Raw genomic sequence first — 15,352 nt, 5'->3', positions numbered from 1 at the left:
CTGGGATCTGTGGTGGGGGGGCGGAGGCTGGGATCTGGGGTCTGGGGCGTTCAGTCGGCGACGGGGTCGGCGGGCGTCCGGGCCGGTGGGGGCACGCCCGTCAGGGCCGCCAGCGGGAGTTCCACCCGTACCTCCGTCCCCCGCTTCGCCCTCCCCCTGCCGATCCTGATCCGGGCCCCGATCGACGCCGCCCGCTCCACCATGCCGACCAGGCCGAAGTGCCCCGCCCGGCGCAGGCTCTCCAGCGTCGTGCCGGCGGGGAGGCCGCAGCCGTCGTCGTACACGCTCACCCGGAGCACATCGTCCCGCACCCCGGCGAGGACGACCAGGTACGTGGGGGCCGCGTGCCGGTGCGCGTTCTCCAGCGCCTCCGAGGCGACCGTCAGAAGGTGGCGCGCCACCGCCTGCGGTACCAGCGGGACGGGGGTGTCCTCAGCGAGCCGGCGGAACGTCGCCCGGACAGGGTGGTGGGCCGTGAAGTCCGCCGCCTGCGCCTCCAGTTCGGCCACCAGGTCCACGCCGCCCTCCAGGCCCTGTTCCCGCCGCAGGTCCGTGAGCAGCTCCCTCGACTCCGCCGCCGCCCGGCGCGCGGCCCGCGCCACCAGCTCCGCGTGGTGCCGGACGGTCGGCGGGTCCATCCGGTCGGCCGAGCAGGCCAGGCCGTCGGCGGCCAGCGCCAGGCCGTGCAGGGTCTTCGCCACCGAGTCGTGCATCTCCCGTGCCAGGCGAGTGCGTTCGCCCTCCACCGCCTCGTTCACCGCCAGCCGCGCCCGGGTCTCGGTGAGCGCCTGCGTGGCCGTCCCGAAGCGCAGGAGGAGGTTGCGCAGGGCCACCCCCACCGCCCCGGCGATCACACAGAAGCCGGGCAGGAGCAGGCCCGTCGCCCCGCCCGCCTCCAGCGTCGGCACGGTCGCGTACACCCCGAAGACGATCACCACCTGGAGCGCCGCGAAGACCGCCGCCCCGCGCCAGCCCTGGACCAGGCCCGCCAGGAGCGGGGTGCAGACGGTGACGTAGGCGAGGGTCGACTCGGGCGTCGCCGTGATCAGCAGCAGCGATCCGAAGAGCGCGTCGACGGCCAGCAGCCAGGGGTGGCGCAGGAGGACCGGGCCGAACCGTTCCCAGTCGCGGAACAGGACGTACGAGCCCATGAAGGTGACCAGGATCGCCGCGCCGATGAACCAGGTGGGCAGGCCGGGGGCGGTGTGGGCGATGGCGTACGGGGTGGCTATCGCGATCATCGCCAGCCGGAAGCCGAACACCTGGCGGCACATGGCCTGCAGCGCGTTGACCTGGATGGCGAAGGCGGGGGTCGCCGGGGTGTCCGTGTGCGCCCGCGCCAGGTCCGTCGCCAGATCGGTGGTGGAGGCGAGGAGCGTCTTCGGGTCGGGGGGCATGGGAGCGGGGGGCGTGGGGGCGGGGGGCGTGGGGGCGGGGGGCGCGGAACCGGGAGGCGCGGAACCGGGAGGCGCGGAACCGGGAGGCGCGGAACCGGGAGGCGCGGAACCGGGAGGCGCGGAACCGGGAGGCGCGGAACCGGGAGGCGCGGAACCGGGAGGCGCGGAACCGGGAGGCGCGGAACCGGACGGTGCGGAACCGGGAGGCGCGGAACCGGGAGGCGCGGAACCGGACGGTGCGGAGCCGGACGGTGCGGAGCCCGTCGCCGTGGTGTCCGCTGGCGCGCGGTCCTTCGTCCGGCCCGCCCCGGGGTTCGTCCTCAGGCCGGGGCGCCCGCCGCTCAGTTGGTATGCCATGCGCCTGTCACCTCCGGTGCGCTGCCCGTACGGCCCCGTGAGGCCCCGGCGGGCCCGCAGGCCCCGTCGTACCCGTCGTCCCCACCCCTCCCGCCGTTCATGTCAGCCGCCGGTGAGAAACGAGAAGTCGACGTCGGCTCCGTACACGAAACCCACCGTGAGGAGAACGAGTGTGCCCGGCAGCAGGAACGACGTCACCGCGAACGTCGCCTTCGGGACCGCCCTGGCCGCCTTGCGGCGGGCGTTCTGGGCGTCGGTGCGGCGCATGTCGTTGGCGATCTGGATGAGCGTCTCGACGATCGGGGCCCCCAGTTCCTCGCCCTGCTGGAGCGTGGTGACGAACATCGCGACCTGCTCCGAGTCGTTGCGCCGGCGCAGCTCCTCGAAGGCCTGGCGGCGGCTGACGCCCATGTCCATCTGGCGCAGGGTGATGCGCAGTTCGTCGGACCACGGGCCCTCGTACTTCTCCGACACCCGGTCCAGCGCCTGCCGGAAGCCGAGTCCGGCGGAGACGACGACGGCGAGGACGTCGAGGAAGTCCGGCAGGGTGCGCTCGATGTGCTCGCGGCGGACCCGGACCGCCGACCAGAGTCCCACCTCCACCCAGAACAGGCCGAACGCGATCATGAGGAGCGCGAGGAAGACCTGGCCCTGGAGGAGCATGGAGAAGGCGCCGAGGAGGCCGAGCGCGCCGTAGACCGCGCGGCGGGCCGCGTAGCGGTCGATGGTGAGGCCGCCCGGGTTTCCGGCCAGGTCGATCTGGCGGCGCTTCTTGTTGACCGCCTTCGGGCCCATCATCCGCAGCACCAGCGGGGCCCAGCGGATGCCGAGCCGGTCGATGCCGGAGCCCACGGCGCTCGTGCGGGTGGCGCCGGACTCCAGGGCGACGGCGAGGTCGCCGGGGAGCTTGGCGTCGGCGCGGTACATCCGGATGCCGTGGATGGCCCCGTAGACGGCGATGCCGACCACCAGGGCGAGCAGCAGGTCCATGGTGCGTACGTCCCCTCTCTCTTCCCGGCTCTTCCCGGCCTCAGACGTCGATACGGGACAGGCGGCGGATGACCACGAAGCCGATGGCGTACAGGGCGATGGCCACGACCACCGCCGCCTGGCCGATGAAGGCGCCCGTCATCCGGTCCAGCGCGCCCGGCATGACCGCGTTCATCAGGAGCATCGCGCCGATGCCGAACGCCGGTACGGCGTAGGCGGTGACGGTGACCTGCGAGAGCTGGGTCTTGACCTCGCGGCGGGTCTCCTTGCGCTCCTCCAGCGTCTCGGTGAGGTTGCGCAGGGAGCTGACGACCGTACCGCCCGCCCGGTTGGAGAGCACCAAGGTCGTGACGAGGACGACCAGTTCGCGGGAGGGGAGGCGGTCGGTCAGCTCGCTCAGGGCCTCCTCCAGGGATTCGCCCACCGCCAGTCTCCGTGCCACCCGGGCCAGTTCCTCGCCCGCCGGGTTCTCCATCTCCTCCGCCGCCATGGAGAGCGCGGTGCGCAGGGCCAGCCCGGCCTGGGTGGCGTTGGCCAGGATGCGGGAGAGTTCGGGGAGTTGGTTGATGAACCGCTCGGTGCGCTTCGTACGCTGCCAGTTGAGGAACGCGTTGGTGCCCCAGAGGCCGATCAGCGCGGCGACCGGGCCGAAGAACGCCGCGAGCACGGAGGAGGCGATCATCCACAGTCCGGCCATCGCGACCAGGGCGTAGACGAAGAACTCCCCCGGGGTCAACTCCATGCCTGTCGCGGCGAGTTTCCGCTCCAGCTTCCGGCCGAGCGCGGTGGCCCGCAGTCTGCGGTCCAGGCCCTTGAAGCGGCGGTGGCGGCCCGTCTCGGGGAGCTGGCCGACGTGGGAGAGCCGCTCGACGAGCGCGTCGCGGTCGGCCTTGCCGCCGGAGTAGGCGTGCAGGCCCATCACGCCGAGCACACAGGCCAGCAGGGTGACGCCGACGGTGACCAGGGGGAGGTTGACGTTGTCCATGGCGCGGTACCTAGTTGGCCTCTCGGGTGGCGAGCTGTTCGGCGTGCTCGGCGACGCCGAACGCCTGCGGGACGGGCTGGCTCGCCAGATAGAGCCGGTCGGCGACCCGGCGGGGCAGCGGCAGGTACTGGAAGCGGCCGTGGACGCGGCCGTCGGCGGCCATCGGCTGCGCCGCGAACCGGGCGACGGTCACGATGCGGTACGGGTCGCGGCCGTGCGAGTCCAGCACCGCGATCTCAGTGATCTTCCTGGTGCCGTCGGCGTGCCGGGTGAGCTGCACGATCACGTCGACCGCACTGTTGATCTGGTCGTGCAGCGCCTCGAAGGGGATCTCCACCTCGGACATCGAGGCCAGGGTCTGGAGCCGCATCAGCGCGTCCTCGGCGCTGTTGGCGTGGACGGTGGCGAGCGAGCCGTCGTGGCCCGTCGACATCGCCTGGAGCATGTCGAGCGACTCGCCGCCGCGGACCTCACCGACCACGATCCGGTCGGGGCGCATACGGAGGGAGTTGCGGACCAGGTCGCGGATGGTGATCTGGCCCTTGCCCTCGACGTTGGCCGGGCGGGACTCCAGCCGGACGACATGGCTCTGCTGGAGCTGGAGTTCGGCGGAGTCCTCGATGGTGACGATGCGTTCGGCGTTGGGGATCAGTCCGGAGAGCGCGTTGAGGAGCGTCGTCTTCCCGGTACCGGTGGCGCCCGAGACGATGATGTTGAACTTGGCCTGGACGAGACCGGCGAGCAGGATCAGCATCTGCTCGTCCAGCGAACCGAAGCCGATCATCTCCTGGAGGGTGAAGGAGCGCGGGAAGCGGCGGATGGTGAGCGTGGCGCCGGTCAGGGAGAGCGGCGGGATGATCACGTTGACGCGCTCGCCGCTGGGCAGGCGGGCGTCGACCATCGGATTCGACTCGTCCACCCGGCGGTTGACGGTCGACACGATGCGTTCGATGGTCTGCATCAGCTGCTCGTGCGAGCCGAAGCGCAGGGGGAGCCGTTCCACCTTGCCGCTGCGCTCGACGTAGATGTGGTCCGGTCCGTTCACCATGATCTCGGTGATGGAGGCGTCCTCCAGGAGCGGTTCCAGGATGCCGAGGCCGAGCGCCTCGTCCACCACGCGCCGGATGAGCTGCGAGCGCTCGACGGTGGAGAGGACCGGGCCCTCGCGGCTGATGATGTGGCCGAGGACGCGCTCCAGCCGGGCCCGCCGGTCGGCGGCGGCCAGCGAGGACATCTCCGCGAGGTCGATCTCCTCCAGCAGCTTGGCCCGGTAGGTGGCCACCAGGTGGCCGTCCTCCCGTGCACCGCCCTGCTCGTCGGGGGCGGTCATGCGTGCCCGCAGGCTCATTTCTGCCCAACTCTCCTCGGTGTGGCGGGGTGTGGCGGGTGTGGCGCTCGACGCGGGTACGGCGGATGGCCCGTACCGGGGGTCACTCGCGCGGCATCGTGGCGCTCCGGGTCGCCGTCCAGGGGCCGATACCGGGGACGAGCGAGGGGACCTCGACCGCGACGGTGGCGGTGATGTCCTCGAATCCGCTCTGGCTGTACGAGAACCCGTTGCCCGCCACCCAGCCGCTCACCGCGCCCCGGGCCGCCGCCTCCGGGTCCCCGTGGGCGTCGTAGCTGGCCGCCGTACGGGCCCCGGCGCGGGCGGCCGTGCCCGCCTGGTTGGCGGCGTACGCGGCGATGCCGAGCTGGATGGCCAGCAGGGCGACGAGGAGCAGCAGCGGGAGGAAGCCGAGGTACTCCAGGGCCACCTGGCCGCGGTCCCGGCGCGCGCCCGGGGTTGGTGCGCACCCGACCGCACGATCCCGGCGCGCCCCCGGGGCTGGTGCCCTTCCGCCCGCACGATCCCGGCGCGTGCCCTCGGCCCGGGCGGATACGCAGGCTCCCTCCCGTACGCGGGCGCCCTCCCGGCTCGCCTTGCGGACCGGGGCCGGAGCCAGGACCGGGACCGGAGCCCGTCCGTCGGTGCGACCCCGGGGCCTCCCCCTGCGGAGGATCCCGAGGCGTTCCCCGTACGGGAGGGTCCTCATCGTCGTCATCGCCAGTCCTCCAGCGCCGATCCGGCTTCCCCGTCGATGCCGATGTCCAGGTCGAACAGGCCCGGCACCAGCACCGGAACCTTGAGCGTCACCGTCGCCTCGTACAGGTCGGCGCCCCGGCCGCAGCTCACCGTGGCACCGCTCGCCCAGGCGGCGGGCAGATCCTCCAGCGCCCCGGCCCGGCAGGCGGCCGCCGGCGCGTACTCCGCCCCGCTCCCCCGGCGTGCGGCCACGTCCGCCGCGTTGCCCGCGAGGCTGAACGTGTAGCCGATCAGGGCGCACTCCCAGAGGACGAGCATGATCAGGATGATGAAGGGGGTCATCCCCAGGAACTCGACGGCGGTCTGCCCCCGGTCATCCCTCCGGAGCGCCCTGAGCCCGCGCCCGGGCGCGCCCGGCCCCCGTACCGTCCGGGCCCGTCGCCCTCCGCGGGCGCCTCCCGCTCCCCCGGGCCCCCGTATGGAGCCGCGCGCCGTCCTCGTGGTCGTCGTCATGGCTCAACGTGTCCCCTCGGCCTCTGCGGGCCCGCCGCGCCGGCGGCGCGGGCGGCCGATCGGGCCCCGGTCGTTCTTCGGGGAGCCGCCATTCCGCTTGGCGAGCACACCGCCGCCCTTCCTGGCGGCCGCGCCCGGCTTGACGATGCCCAGTTCCCCGGCCAGACCCCACAGGGCCTGCTTGACCGTGCTCCTGGCGTCCAGTTCGTGCAGCCGGCCGGAGTCGATCGACGCCTGGAGCTCCTTGAAGTTGGCGGGGACCGCGGCGCTCGCGACCCGGGTGCCGGTGATCTTCTGGATCAGCGGCGGCTGGATCTCGGTGTTGCGGGTGTAGCGGTTGACGAGGGTGACGGTCTCCTCGGCCTTGCGGATCTGGAGCCGTTCCCACATCCGTACGATCCGTTTCGCGCCGCGCACCGCGATCACGTCCGGGGTCGTCACCAGCAGGGCCGTGTCCGCCATCTCGATGGCCGCCGCGTTGGCCCCGTTCATCTGGCCGCCGCAGTCGATGACGACGATCTCGTACCGCGAGCGCAGGGCGCTGACGATCTGGCGGGAGGAGCGGTCGCTGACCTCCTCGCCGCGTTCCCCCTCGCCGGGGGCGAGCAGCAGGGCGAGGCCGGTGGAGTGGGAGAAGACCGCGTCGGCCAGGACCCGGGGCGAGATGTCGGCGATCAGGGCGAGGTCGACGAGGGAGCGGCGGAACTGCACGTCGAGGTAGGAGGCGATGTCGCCGGTCTGGAGGTCCATGTCGACCAGGGCGACCGTGTGGCCCGACGCCTGTGCGGCCAGGGCGAGTTGGATGGCGGCGACGGTGGCCCCGACACCACCCTTGGCGCCGGTGACGGTGACGACCGTGCCGCCGGGTCCGGTGAAGACGTCATGGGCGGAGGAGAGGTGGCGGCGTACGCCGGTGGACCACTGGGCCGCGGCCTGGACCCGGTTGGCCAGCTCCTCGTAGCTCACGGGCAGGGTGACCAGGCCGCGGGCGCCGGAGTCCATGGCGGCGGCGAAGAGGCTGGGGCTCGCGTCCGTGGTGATCATGACGACGCCGACGGAGGGGAACCGCAGGGAGACCTCCCGGATCAGCTCCAGGGCCGGGACCGGGCCGATCCGCTCGTGCACCAGCACCACTTCGGGCAGTTCGTCGAGGGTCTCGCCCGCGAGCCGGGCCAGGGTGTCGATCAGCTGGGTCGAGTCGGTCACCGGGCCGGCCGGTTCGGCCTCCGGCAGCTGGCTGAGCAGGGTGGTGAGGGAGCGGGCCGCGTCGGGGTCGCCGACGGCCGGGAGGATTCTGGTGGTCATCCGATCCTCACTTGTCCTTGTCGAGCGTGTAGGTGCGGTCGCCCGGGCGGATCGTGCCGTCGCTGCCCGGGGCGACGAGGGCGAGGCGGACGTGCTCCGCGAAGGACTCGGCGTAGGCGACGCGCTGGGCGTCCAGGGTGTTCAGGGCGAAGGTGATCGGCACGGCCTCGGTGGTCTGGTTGCGCCGGCCGTCGCTGCTCGGGTCGAGGGGGGTCAGCTCGCCCACCTCCAGGACCTTGGCGTTGGAGACGATGACCTTGGACTGGGCGGGGTCGCCCTTCTCGCCCTGCTCACCGGCGAAGGTGGCGTAGATGTTGACCGTGGCACCCGGGGTGATCTTGCCCGCGACGCCGGTCGCCGCGTCGATCATGATGGCGATCTCCTGCTCACCGGCGCGGAGTTCGGGTTTGCGGACCATCATGTCCGACTGGAGGAGCGAGCCTTCGCGGAGCTGGGTGACGGCGATCTTCGACTCGACCTCCCGCAGGTCGGTCACGGCGTTCTCCGAGAGCCACCGCTTCGGCATCGTGATCTTCTCGAACTGGCCGCTGGTCAGGGCCGTGTAGGGGGCCACGTCGCTCTTCACCCGGTAGGCGGTCACCTCGGGGCCGACCTTGGAGTTCACATCGCTGATCACCGAGAGCACACCGGCGAAGGCACCGAAGGCACACAGGACCGACAGGAGCAGGAGTATCACGCCGCGGCGCTGGCGGGAGTTCATGGCCGGTCAACCTCGTTCGGATCGGGATGTGTGCGGTTCGGAGTGCGGGCGGTTCGGGATGCTTGCGGTTCGGTGTACGGGCGGATCGGAGTACGGGCAGTGCGGGATGTGTGCGGTTCGGGGGCGCGGGTTCGGAGGCGGAGGGGTACGGGCCCGGGCCGGGCGCACCGGCCGCCTCGGGCCCAGCCGAAGGGCGGGGCGGGTGAGGCCGGCCGCGGGGTGCGGGAGGCCTAGGGGCCGGAGCGGCCGCCGGACTCCAGCTGGAGGACCCCGGTGGACGGTCTGCGGTCGCGGTGCTCGGGAGCGGCGAGCGGTGCGGAGCAGAAGGCGCAGCGGTCCCCGATGAGCTCCATGGCGCACCAGTGGCATCTCTCCCTGCGGACGGAGGCGACCAGTTGGTACAGCACGGAGATGTCCGGGAGGTGGGCGGCGAACTCCACGAGTTTCGCCGTGCCCCACCAGCGCGGCGAGTCGGCGGGGACGGCCGTCTCGTGGACGGCCTGGACCTTCCAGGCGGGGGCGAGGGACTCCTGTACCCAGGCGGACGGCGACTGCCCCTGCGCGACGAGGAGATGCGTACGGAACTCGGGTCCGGTCAGGGGTTCGGCCGCCGGGCCCAATTTGACGAGCTGCGGTTCGGGTCCGGCGAGCACGGCGAACTGGGAGCCGGGGACCCAGGACTTGGCGTGGCTCTTGAGGCTGACCGGGACCCGGTCGAGCTTGGCCACGGAGTGGAGCAGGGCACCCGCGTAGATGTAGTGCGCCAGCAGCCGGGCGGCGGAGGCGACGACCCCGGGGCTGAAGTCGCAGATGGACAACTGCCGTAACTGCCGGACCAGTACGGCCACGCCGAGGGGCGGCAGTTCCACCTTGACCAGGGCGATCCGGTCGCTCTCCAGGACGGAGCGGATGGAGTGGAGGCGCCGTTCGTGCTCGGGCCGGATGCCGCTGGGGTAGAGGGCGATGACGTAGCCGTGCTGTTCGAGCAGCAGGTGCATGTCGCCGACCGCCCGTTCCAGGGTCTGGGCCTCGGGGGCCTGGAGCAGGGCCGCGGTCGGGGTCTGCTGATCGGTGGGCGGCAGCACCAGGTCTGCACTCGTCACTGCTATCGCGGTCGGCACGCTCTTCCCCGTTCGGCTCCGGCCGCCGCCAAGACGTCGGCCGCAATCGCTCCTGCTCCGTGCTCCTGCCTCAGCACTTTAGCCACGTCTCACCAGGCAGAGAACAGTTATCGGAGACCAGTGCGTCATCAGGCGAACACCGTTCGTACGGGATTCGGGCGCCAAAGGGGATGAAATCGATTCCGGTCGACCCGGCCGCCCTTGCGGAGCGTCACCGAAGAATCCATCCGGAATCCGGGCATCTTCTCGTTTGCGCACGTCAGGGCGGAGCGGGGCGCGTTCCGGACTCTCCCGGCAGGGCCTCTCCGTCACGGTACGGAGACCCTGGGCAAGATCACCCGTGCGGGTCGGGGGTGGCGGTGCGGGATCACCGTCCGGCAAAGATTCCCCGGAAGCGACTCCGGCGGAGCCCCACCCGGGCGCGGTCGCGGGCGTCCACCGTCCACCCGGCGGAGCCGTCCCGGGGGCCGCCGCCGAAGCCCCGTTCGCTGCCAGAGGTCTTGACAACTCGATTGGTCTGGACCAGCTTATGCGCAGCGGTCGCCACCGCCTCTGCTCCACCCCGCACGGTACGACCCCTTCCCCGCCGTACCACCCCGCCACGTACCACCAACTCCCCACGGAGGCCCACGTGCAACGCTCCGCAGGCAGCAGAAGACGCCGCAGAGGGAACTCCTCCCGGCCGTTCCTCGGCGGCGCCATGGCCGTGATCGCGGCCGGCGCCCTCACCGTCACCGGGCTCGTCTCCACCGCCCAGGCCGCCGACGTCAACAACGCGAAGAACGCGGGCTTCGAGTCGGGGCTCGCCAACTGGGCCTGTTCCGGCGGCAGCGGCACCACGGTCTCCTCCCCCGTGCGCAGCGGCACGTCCGCGCTGAAGGCCACCCCGGCCGGCCAGGACAACGCCCGGTGCTCGCAGACCGTGGCCGTGAAGCCCAACTCGACCTACGCGCTCAGCTCCTGGGTGCAGGGTGGTTACGCCTACCTCGGGGTGACCGGCAGCGGCACGACCGACGTCTCCACCTGGACGCCCGGCTCCACCACCTGGACCAAGCTGTCCACGAGCTTCAGGACCGGCCCGAACACCACCTCGGTGACCGTCTACACCCACGGCTGGTACGGGCAGTCCGCCTACTACGCCGACGACGTCGAGGTGACGGGTCCCGACGGCGGTGGCGGCGGCGACGGCCCCGGCCCGGTCATCCCGGGTGCCCCCGCCGGTCTCACCGCGGGCGCCACGACCACCTCCTCGGTCGCCCTGTCCTGGAACGCGGTCTCCGGCGCCACGGGCTACAAGGTGTACCGGGACGGTGTGGAGGCCACCACCTCCACCGGGACCTCCGCGACGATCACCGGGCTGGCCGCCGACACGGCGTACCAGTTCTCCGTGAGCGCGACCAACGCGGCCGGGGAGTCGGTCAAGTCCGCCGCGATCAGCGCCCGTACGGCCAAGCCCGGCACGGGCCCCGGCCCCGGCCCGGCCGTGCCCAAGCACGCGGTGACCGGCTACTGGCAGAACTTCAACAACGGCGCGGCCGTCCAGAAGCTCACCGACGTCCCCGCCGACTACGACATCATCGCGGTCTCCTTCGCGGACGCCACGCCCACGCAGGGCGCGGTCACCTTCAACCTGGACACCGCCGGGCTGAACGGTTACACCGACGCCCAGTTCCGGGCGGACATCAAGACCAAGCAGGCGCAGGGCAAGAACGTCATCATCTCCATCGGCGGGGAACTGGGCACGGTCCGGGTGGAGAACGACGCCTCGGCCACCGCGTTCGCCAACTCGGTGTACGCGCTCATGCAGGACTACGGGTTCAACGGCGTCGACATCGACCTGGAGAACGGCCTCAACGCCACCTACATGACGAAGGCGCTGCGCCAGCTGTCGGCGAAGGCGGGTCCCGGCCTGGTCATCACGATGGCCCCGCAGACGATCGACATGCAGTCGACGTCGGGTGAGTACTTCAAGACGGCGCTGAACATCAAGGACATCCTGACCGTCGTCAACATGCAGTACTACAACAGCGGTTCCATGCTCGGCTGCGACGGCAAGGTCTACCACCAGGGTTCGGTGGACTTCCTCACCGCGCTCGCCTGCATCCAGCTGGAGAACGGTCTCGACCCGTCCCAGGTCGGCATCGGCGTCCCCGCCTCCACCCGGGGCGCGGGCAGCGGCTACGTCGCCCCGTCGGTCGTGAACGCGGCCCTGGACTGCCTGACCAAGGGCACCAACTGCGGTTCGTTCAAGCCCTCGAAGACCTACCCGTCGCTCCGCGGCGCGATGACCTGGTCGACGAACTGGGACGCGACGGCCGGGTTCGCCTGGTCGAAGGCGGTCGGACCGCACGTCCGCAGCCTGCCGTAACCGGCAGCACCCTCCAGAGACCTGCAGCGCCGCCGCTCCCCCGGCGGCGCTGCGGCGTTTCAACTGGAGAGGCTCACCAGGGGAGTTCGCGTACCTGCTGCACGCACAGCACGACGAACAGCAGCCCCGCCAGCGCCAGCATTCCGTTGCTGACCCAGCCGTTGCGCCACTCCCTGGGCGTGCGGGAGGAGTTGAGCAGCCAGAGCAGGGTCAGGGCGAGGAACGGCATGAAGAACGCGCCGAGCACGCCGTACGCGATGACCAGGCCGAAGGGCTCGTCCAGCCAGAGCAGGGCCATCGGCGGGAAGGTCAGCCAGAGGAGATAGGCGCGGAACGGCACCGACCGCTGCTGCCGGTCGACGGTCTCCGGGCCCGCGTGCTCCTTCTCCCCGCCCGCCGGGGCCCGGAACCGCTCCACGAAGTCGGCGAACATCAGGCTCACCCCGTGCCAGACGCCGATCAGCGACGAGAACGAGGTGGCGAAGAAGCCGATCAGGAAGAGCGTGGCGGTGGCCCCGCCGAACCGGTCCTCCAGCACCTCGCCCAGGTCGATCAGACCCCGGTCGCCCGAGGTGAGGGCGATCTGCGAGGCGTGCAGCAGCTCGGCGCCGACGACGAGCATGGCGACGACGAAGATGCCGGTGGTGACGTAGGCGACCCGGTTGTCGAGCCGCATCACCTTCATCCAGGAGGAGTTGCTCCACCCTTTCGCGTTCACCCAATAGCCGTAGGCGGCCATCGTGATCGTGCCGCCGACGCCGCCGATCAGCCCGAGGGTGTAGAGCAGCGAACCGTCCGGCAGTACGGGGGCGAGCCCGGCGAACGAGGCCCCGACGTCCGGCACCGCCCGGGCGGCCACGTACACGACCACCACGAACATGATGCCGACCAGCACCGTCATGACCTTCTCGAAGACGGCGTACCGGTTGAACCAGACGAAGGCCAGCCCGATCAGCCCGGTCACGATCGCCCAGAACTTCAGCCCCGGACCGTCCGGGAAGAGGGCCACGATGGGCAGGGCGCTGGAGGACATCGCCGTCGCGCCGTAGATGAAGCCCCAGATGACGACGTACACCGCGAAGTAGACGGTCGTCCACGCGCCGAGGCTGCGCCAGCCGTCGAAGAGAGTGCGCCCGGTCGCCAGGTGCCAGCGCCCCGCCGCCTCGGCCAGCGAGATCTTGACGAGGCACCCGATCACCGCCGCCCACAGCAGCGTGTAGCCGAACTTGCTGCCCGCGATCAGCGTCGCGACCAGATCCCCGGCCCCCACCCCCGTCGCCGCGACGACGATCCCGGGACCGATGTACTTCCAGCTGGACTTGCGCGGCCGGGAGTCCGGCTCACCCGTCCCTGTGGTTGCTCTTGTCTCAGCCATGCCGATCAAGGAAGCGCAATCGGCGGGGCCGCACAAGAGGGCGTGCGGGGATCGGGCAGGGGCGGGGCGGGGCCGGGATCGCCACAAGGGGCCTCAAAAGCCGTGGTCCAGCACCTGGCCCGCCCCTCCGGGCGACGACGGCGACGACGGCGACGGGGCAGGCCCTACAGCACCAGGCTCAGCAGCGCCGCCACCACGAAGCCCGCCACCGACAGCACCGTCTCCAGCACCGTCCAGGACTTCAACGTGTCGCGTTCCGAGATGCCGAAGTACTTCGACACCATCCAGAAGCCGCCGTCGTTGACGTGCGAGGCGAAGATGGAGCCCGCCGAGATCGCCATGATGATCAGCGCGAGGTGCGCCTGGGAGAGGTCCTGGCCCTCGACCAGCGGGACCACGATCCCGGCCGTGGTGACGATCGCGACGGTGGCCGAGCCCTGGGCGACCCGCAGGACCACCGAGATCAGCCAGGCGAGCAGGATGACGGGCAGGCCCACGTCGTTGAACGTGTCGGCCAGCGCGTCCGCGATGCCGCTGCCCTTGAGGACCGCGCCGAAGACCCCGCCCGCGCCGACCACCAGCAGGATGTTGCCGACCGGCTTCAGCGAGGAGGTGGAGACCGACTCCAGGGACTTGCGGGACCAGCCGCGGCGGATGCCGAGCAGGTAGTACGCGAGGAACAGGGCGATCGTCAGGGCCACGAACGGGTTGCCGAAGAACTCCACGACCGAGCGGAGGGTCGAAGGGTCCAGCGCGATGGAGGAGAAGGTCGCCGCGAGGATCAGGACCAGCGGGGTGCCGATGATCGCGAGGACGGTGGCGAGCGGTACCGGCTTCTCGTGCGGGGTGACGCCCGCCGCCCGCTGCTCGGCGGCGACGGCCGCCTTGGCCTCCGCGGCCGCCTCGACCATGTCCTGCGGTACGTCGACGAAGATCCGCTTCCCGATCCAGGCGGCGTACGCCCAGGCGGCCAGGACCGCCGGGATGCCGACGACCGCGCCCATCAGGATGACCCAGCCCAGCGAGACGTTGAAGAGTCCGGCGGCGGCCACCGGGCCCGGGTGCGGCGGCAGGAACGCGTGGGTCATCGAGAGCCCGGCCAGGAGCGGCATCGCATAGAGCAGGATCGATTTTCCGGACCGCTTGGCGGCCGCGTACACGATCGGCGCGAGGACGAAGATGCCGACGTCGAAGAAGACCGGGATGCCGAAGATGAGTCCGGTGAGGCCCATCGCGAGCGGGGCGCGCTTCTCCCCGAAGAGGTTCAGCAGGCGGGCGCTCAACACCTCTGCCCCGCCCGAGACTTCGAGGATCGCGCCGAGCATCGTACCGAGCCCGATGATGATCGCCACATGGCCGAGGATGCCGCCCATGCCGGATTCGATGACCGAGACGGCTGCGGATTTCTGCACGGTGCCGAAGAGTTCGGTGACCGAGAGCCCGGCGCCGAGGCCGACGGCTATGGAGACGGCCAGCAGGGCGACGAAGGGCTGGAGTCTGACCTTGATGATCAGGAAGAGGAGGAGCGCGATACCGAGGGCGGCGACGGTCAGCAGACCGGCGGTGCCGTCGATCAGGAGGAGCAGGCCACCGGTGTGCGGTGGGGTCTCGACCGGCGGTGGGGTGGCGGCGAGCGGCATGGGGCAACTCCGATGGTGCTGGAGGGAGGGCAGGGCGGAGCGCGGTACGGCGCCCCCGGGGATCGGGGCGCCGTACCGTACGGCGGGGTGGGGAGGTGCTGCGGGTGGAGCAAGGCGATCGGGCTGCGAGACGTCCGGACCGTCAGCTGAGCACCGCGAGCGCGTCGATCTCGATCAGCAGGCCCTTGGGCAGGCCCACGTAGACCGTCGTCCGCGCCGAGGGGGCCTCCTTGAGGTTCTGCTCGGCGAAGTAGGTGTTGTAGATCTCGTTCATCTCCGCGAAGTGGTCCACGTCGGTGAGGTAGACGCGCATCATCATCACGTCGTCCCAGCTCGCGCCGCCCTCCTCCAGGATCGCCTTGACGTTGGCGAAGGTCTGGAGGGTCTGCTCGCGCAGGGTGGGGCCGGCCGGGGTCGGGGCCTGGCCCTCGACGGCCGGCAGGAAGCCGACCTGGCCGGCGACCTGGAGGATGTTCCCCTTCTTCACGCCGTGCGAGAACTTCGCCGGCGGCGCGGTGTGGGTGGAGGGGGTGAGCGCGGTCTTCTCGGTCATG

General features: G+C 71.4%; 13 protein-coding genes. 1 reads left to right on the top strand and 12 read right to left on the bottom strand.

Translation table 11 applies throughout. The features are described from left to right. Positions 1-50: 50 nt before the first annotated feature. The 9 genes from ACQ9ZG_RS22335 to ACQ9ZG_RS22295 form a co-directional block, all read right to left on the bottom strand. On the bottom strand, positions 51-1,397 hold the full coding sequence (locus ACQ9ZG_RS22335) for a sensor histidine kinase (RefSeq protein ID WP_109914519.1): 1,347 nt from the start codon (positions 1,395-1,397) through the stop codon (positions 51-53). 459 nt (positions 1,398-1,856) lie between these two features. Beyond that, entirely contained in the window at positions 1,857-2,744 is an 888-nt protein-coding gene (locus ACQ9ZG_RS22330) for a DUF5936 domain-containing protein (protein WP_028419650.1), read from the bottom strand. A gap of 40 nt (positions 2,745-2,784) precedes the next feature. Further along, on the bottom strand, positions 2,785-3,729 hold the full coding sequence (locus ACQ9ZG_RS22325) for a type II secretion system F family protein (RefSeq protein ID WP_109916768.1): 945 nt from the start codon (positions 3,727-3,729) through the stop codon (positions 2,785-2,787). A gap of 10 nt (positions 3,730-3,739) precedes the next feature. Beyond that, the gene (locus ACQ9ZG_RS22320) at positions 3,740-5,077 is read right to left on the bottom strand and encodes a TadA family conjugal transfer-associated ATPase (protein WP_028419648.1); all 1,338 of its coding nucleotides are present in this window, start codon (positions 5,075-5,077) and stop codon (positions 3,740-3,742) included. An 82-nt stretch (positions 5,078-5,159) separates the two neighbouring features. Further along, a complete protein-coding gene (locus ACQ9ZG_RS22315) occupies positions 5,160-5,486 on the bottom strand; it encodes a TadE/TadG family type IV pilus assembly protein (protein ID WP_499281161.1) in 327 nt (108 codons plus the stop codon). 284 nt (positions 5,487-5,770) lie between these two features. Beyond that, the gene (locus ACQ9ZG_RS22310) at positions 5,771-6,268 is read right to left on the bottom strand and encodes a TadE/TadG family type IV pilus assembly protein (RefSeq protein ID WP_499281159.1); all 498 of its coding nucleotides are present in this window, start codon (positions 6,266-6,268) and stop codon (positions 5,771-5,773) included. Positions 6,269-6,271: 3 nt separating this feature from the next. After that, on the bottom strand, positions 6,272-7,573 hold the full coding sequence (locus ACQ9ZG_RS22305) for a CpaE/TadZ family protein (protein ID WP_499281157.1): 1,302 nt from the start codon (positions 7,571-7,573) through the stop codon (positions 6,272-6,274). A 7-nt stretch (positions 7,574-7,580) separates the two neighbouring features. After that, positions 7,581-8,294: a Flp pilus assembly protein CpaB gene (gene cpaB / locus ACQ9ZG_RS22300; protein WP_028419644.1), complete on the bottom strand. Its 714-nt coding sequence runs from the start codon at positions 8,292-8,294 to the stop codon at positions 7,581-7,583. Between the two features lie 230 nt (positions 8,295-8,524). Further along, positions 8,525-9,397, bottom strand: coding sequence for a hypothetical protein (locus ACQ9ZG_RS22295; RefSeq protein WP_258312145.1), 873 nt, complete (start codon positions 9,395-9,397; stop codon positions 8,525-8,527). A gap of 649 nt (positions 9,398-10,046) precedes the next feature. On the opposite strand from ACQ9ZG_RS22295, the gene ACQ9ZG_RS22290 reads away from it, so the two are divergent. Then, positions 10,047-11,783, top strand: a complete 1,737-nt coding sequence (locus tag ACQ9ZG_RS22290) for a chitinase (RefSeq protein WP_309076620.1) — start codon at positions 10,047-10,049, stop codon at positions 11,781-11,783. A 73-nt stretch (positions 11,784-11,856) separates the two neighbouring features. Here ACQ9ZG_RS22290 and ACQ9ZG_RS22285 read toward each other — a convergent pair whose 3' ends face one another. The 3 genes from ACQ9ZG_RS22285 to ACQ9ZG_RS22275 form a co-directional block, all read right to left on the bottom strand. Next, on the bottom strand, positions 11,857-13,158 hold the full coding sequence (locus ACQ9ZG_RS22285; RefSeq protein ID WP_109915268.1) for an Nramp family divalent metal transporter: 1,302 nt from the start codon (positions 13,156-13,158) through the stop codon (positions 11,857-11,859). 164 nt (positions 13,159-13,322) lie between these two features. Then, the gene (locus tag ACQ9ZG_RS22280; RefSeq protein ID WP_028419640.1) at positions 13,323-14,798 is read right to left on the bottom strand and encodes a GntP family permease; all 1,476 of its coding nucleotides are present in this window, start codon (positions 14,796-14,798) and stop codon (positions 13,323-13,325) included. Between the two features lie 142 nt (positions 14,799-14,940). Then, positions 14,941-15,351 (bottom strand): RidA family protein, encoded by a 411-nt coding sequence (locus ACQ9ZG_RS22275; protein WP_018490109.1) that lies wholly within the window; start codon positions 15,349-15,351, stop codon positions 14,941-14,943. Between the last annotated feature and the right edge of the window lies 1 nt (position 15,352).

This window comes from Streptomyces araujoniae, from assembly GCF_050871195.1.
GTDB classification, from domain to species: Bacteria; Actinomycetota; Actinomycetes; order Streptomycetales; family Streptomycetaceae; genus Streptomyces; species Streptomyces bacillaris.
The sequence above is the reverse complement of the archived record's forward strand: the minus strand, read 5'-3'. Positions and strand labels throughout refer to the sequence as shown.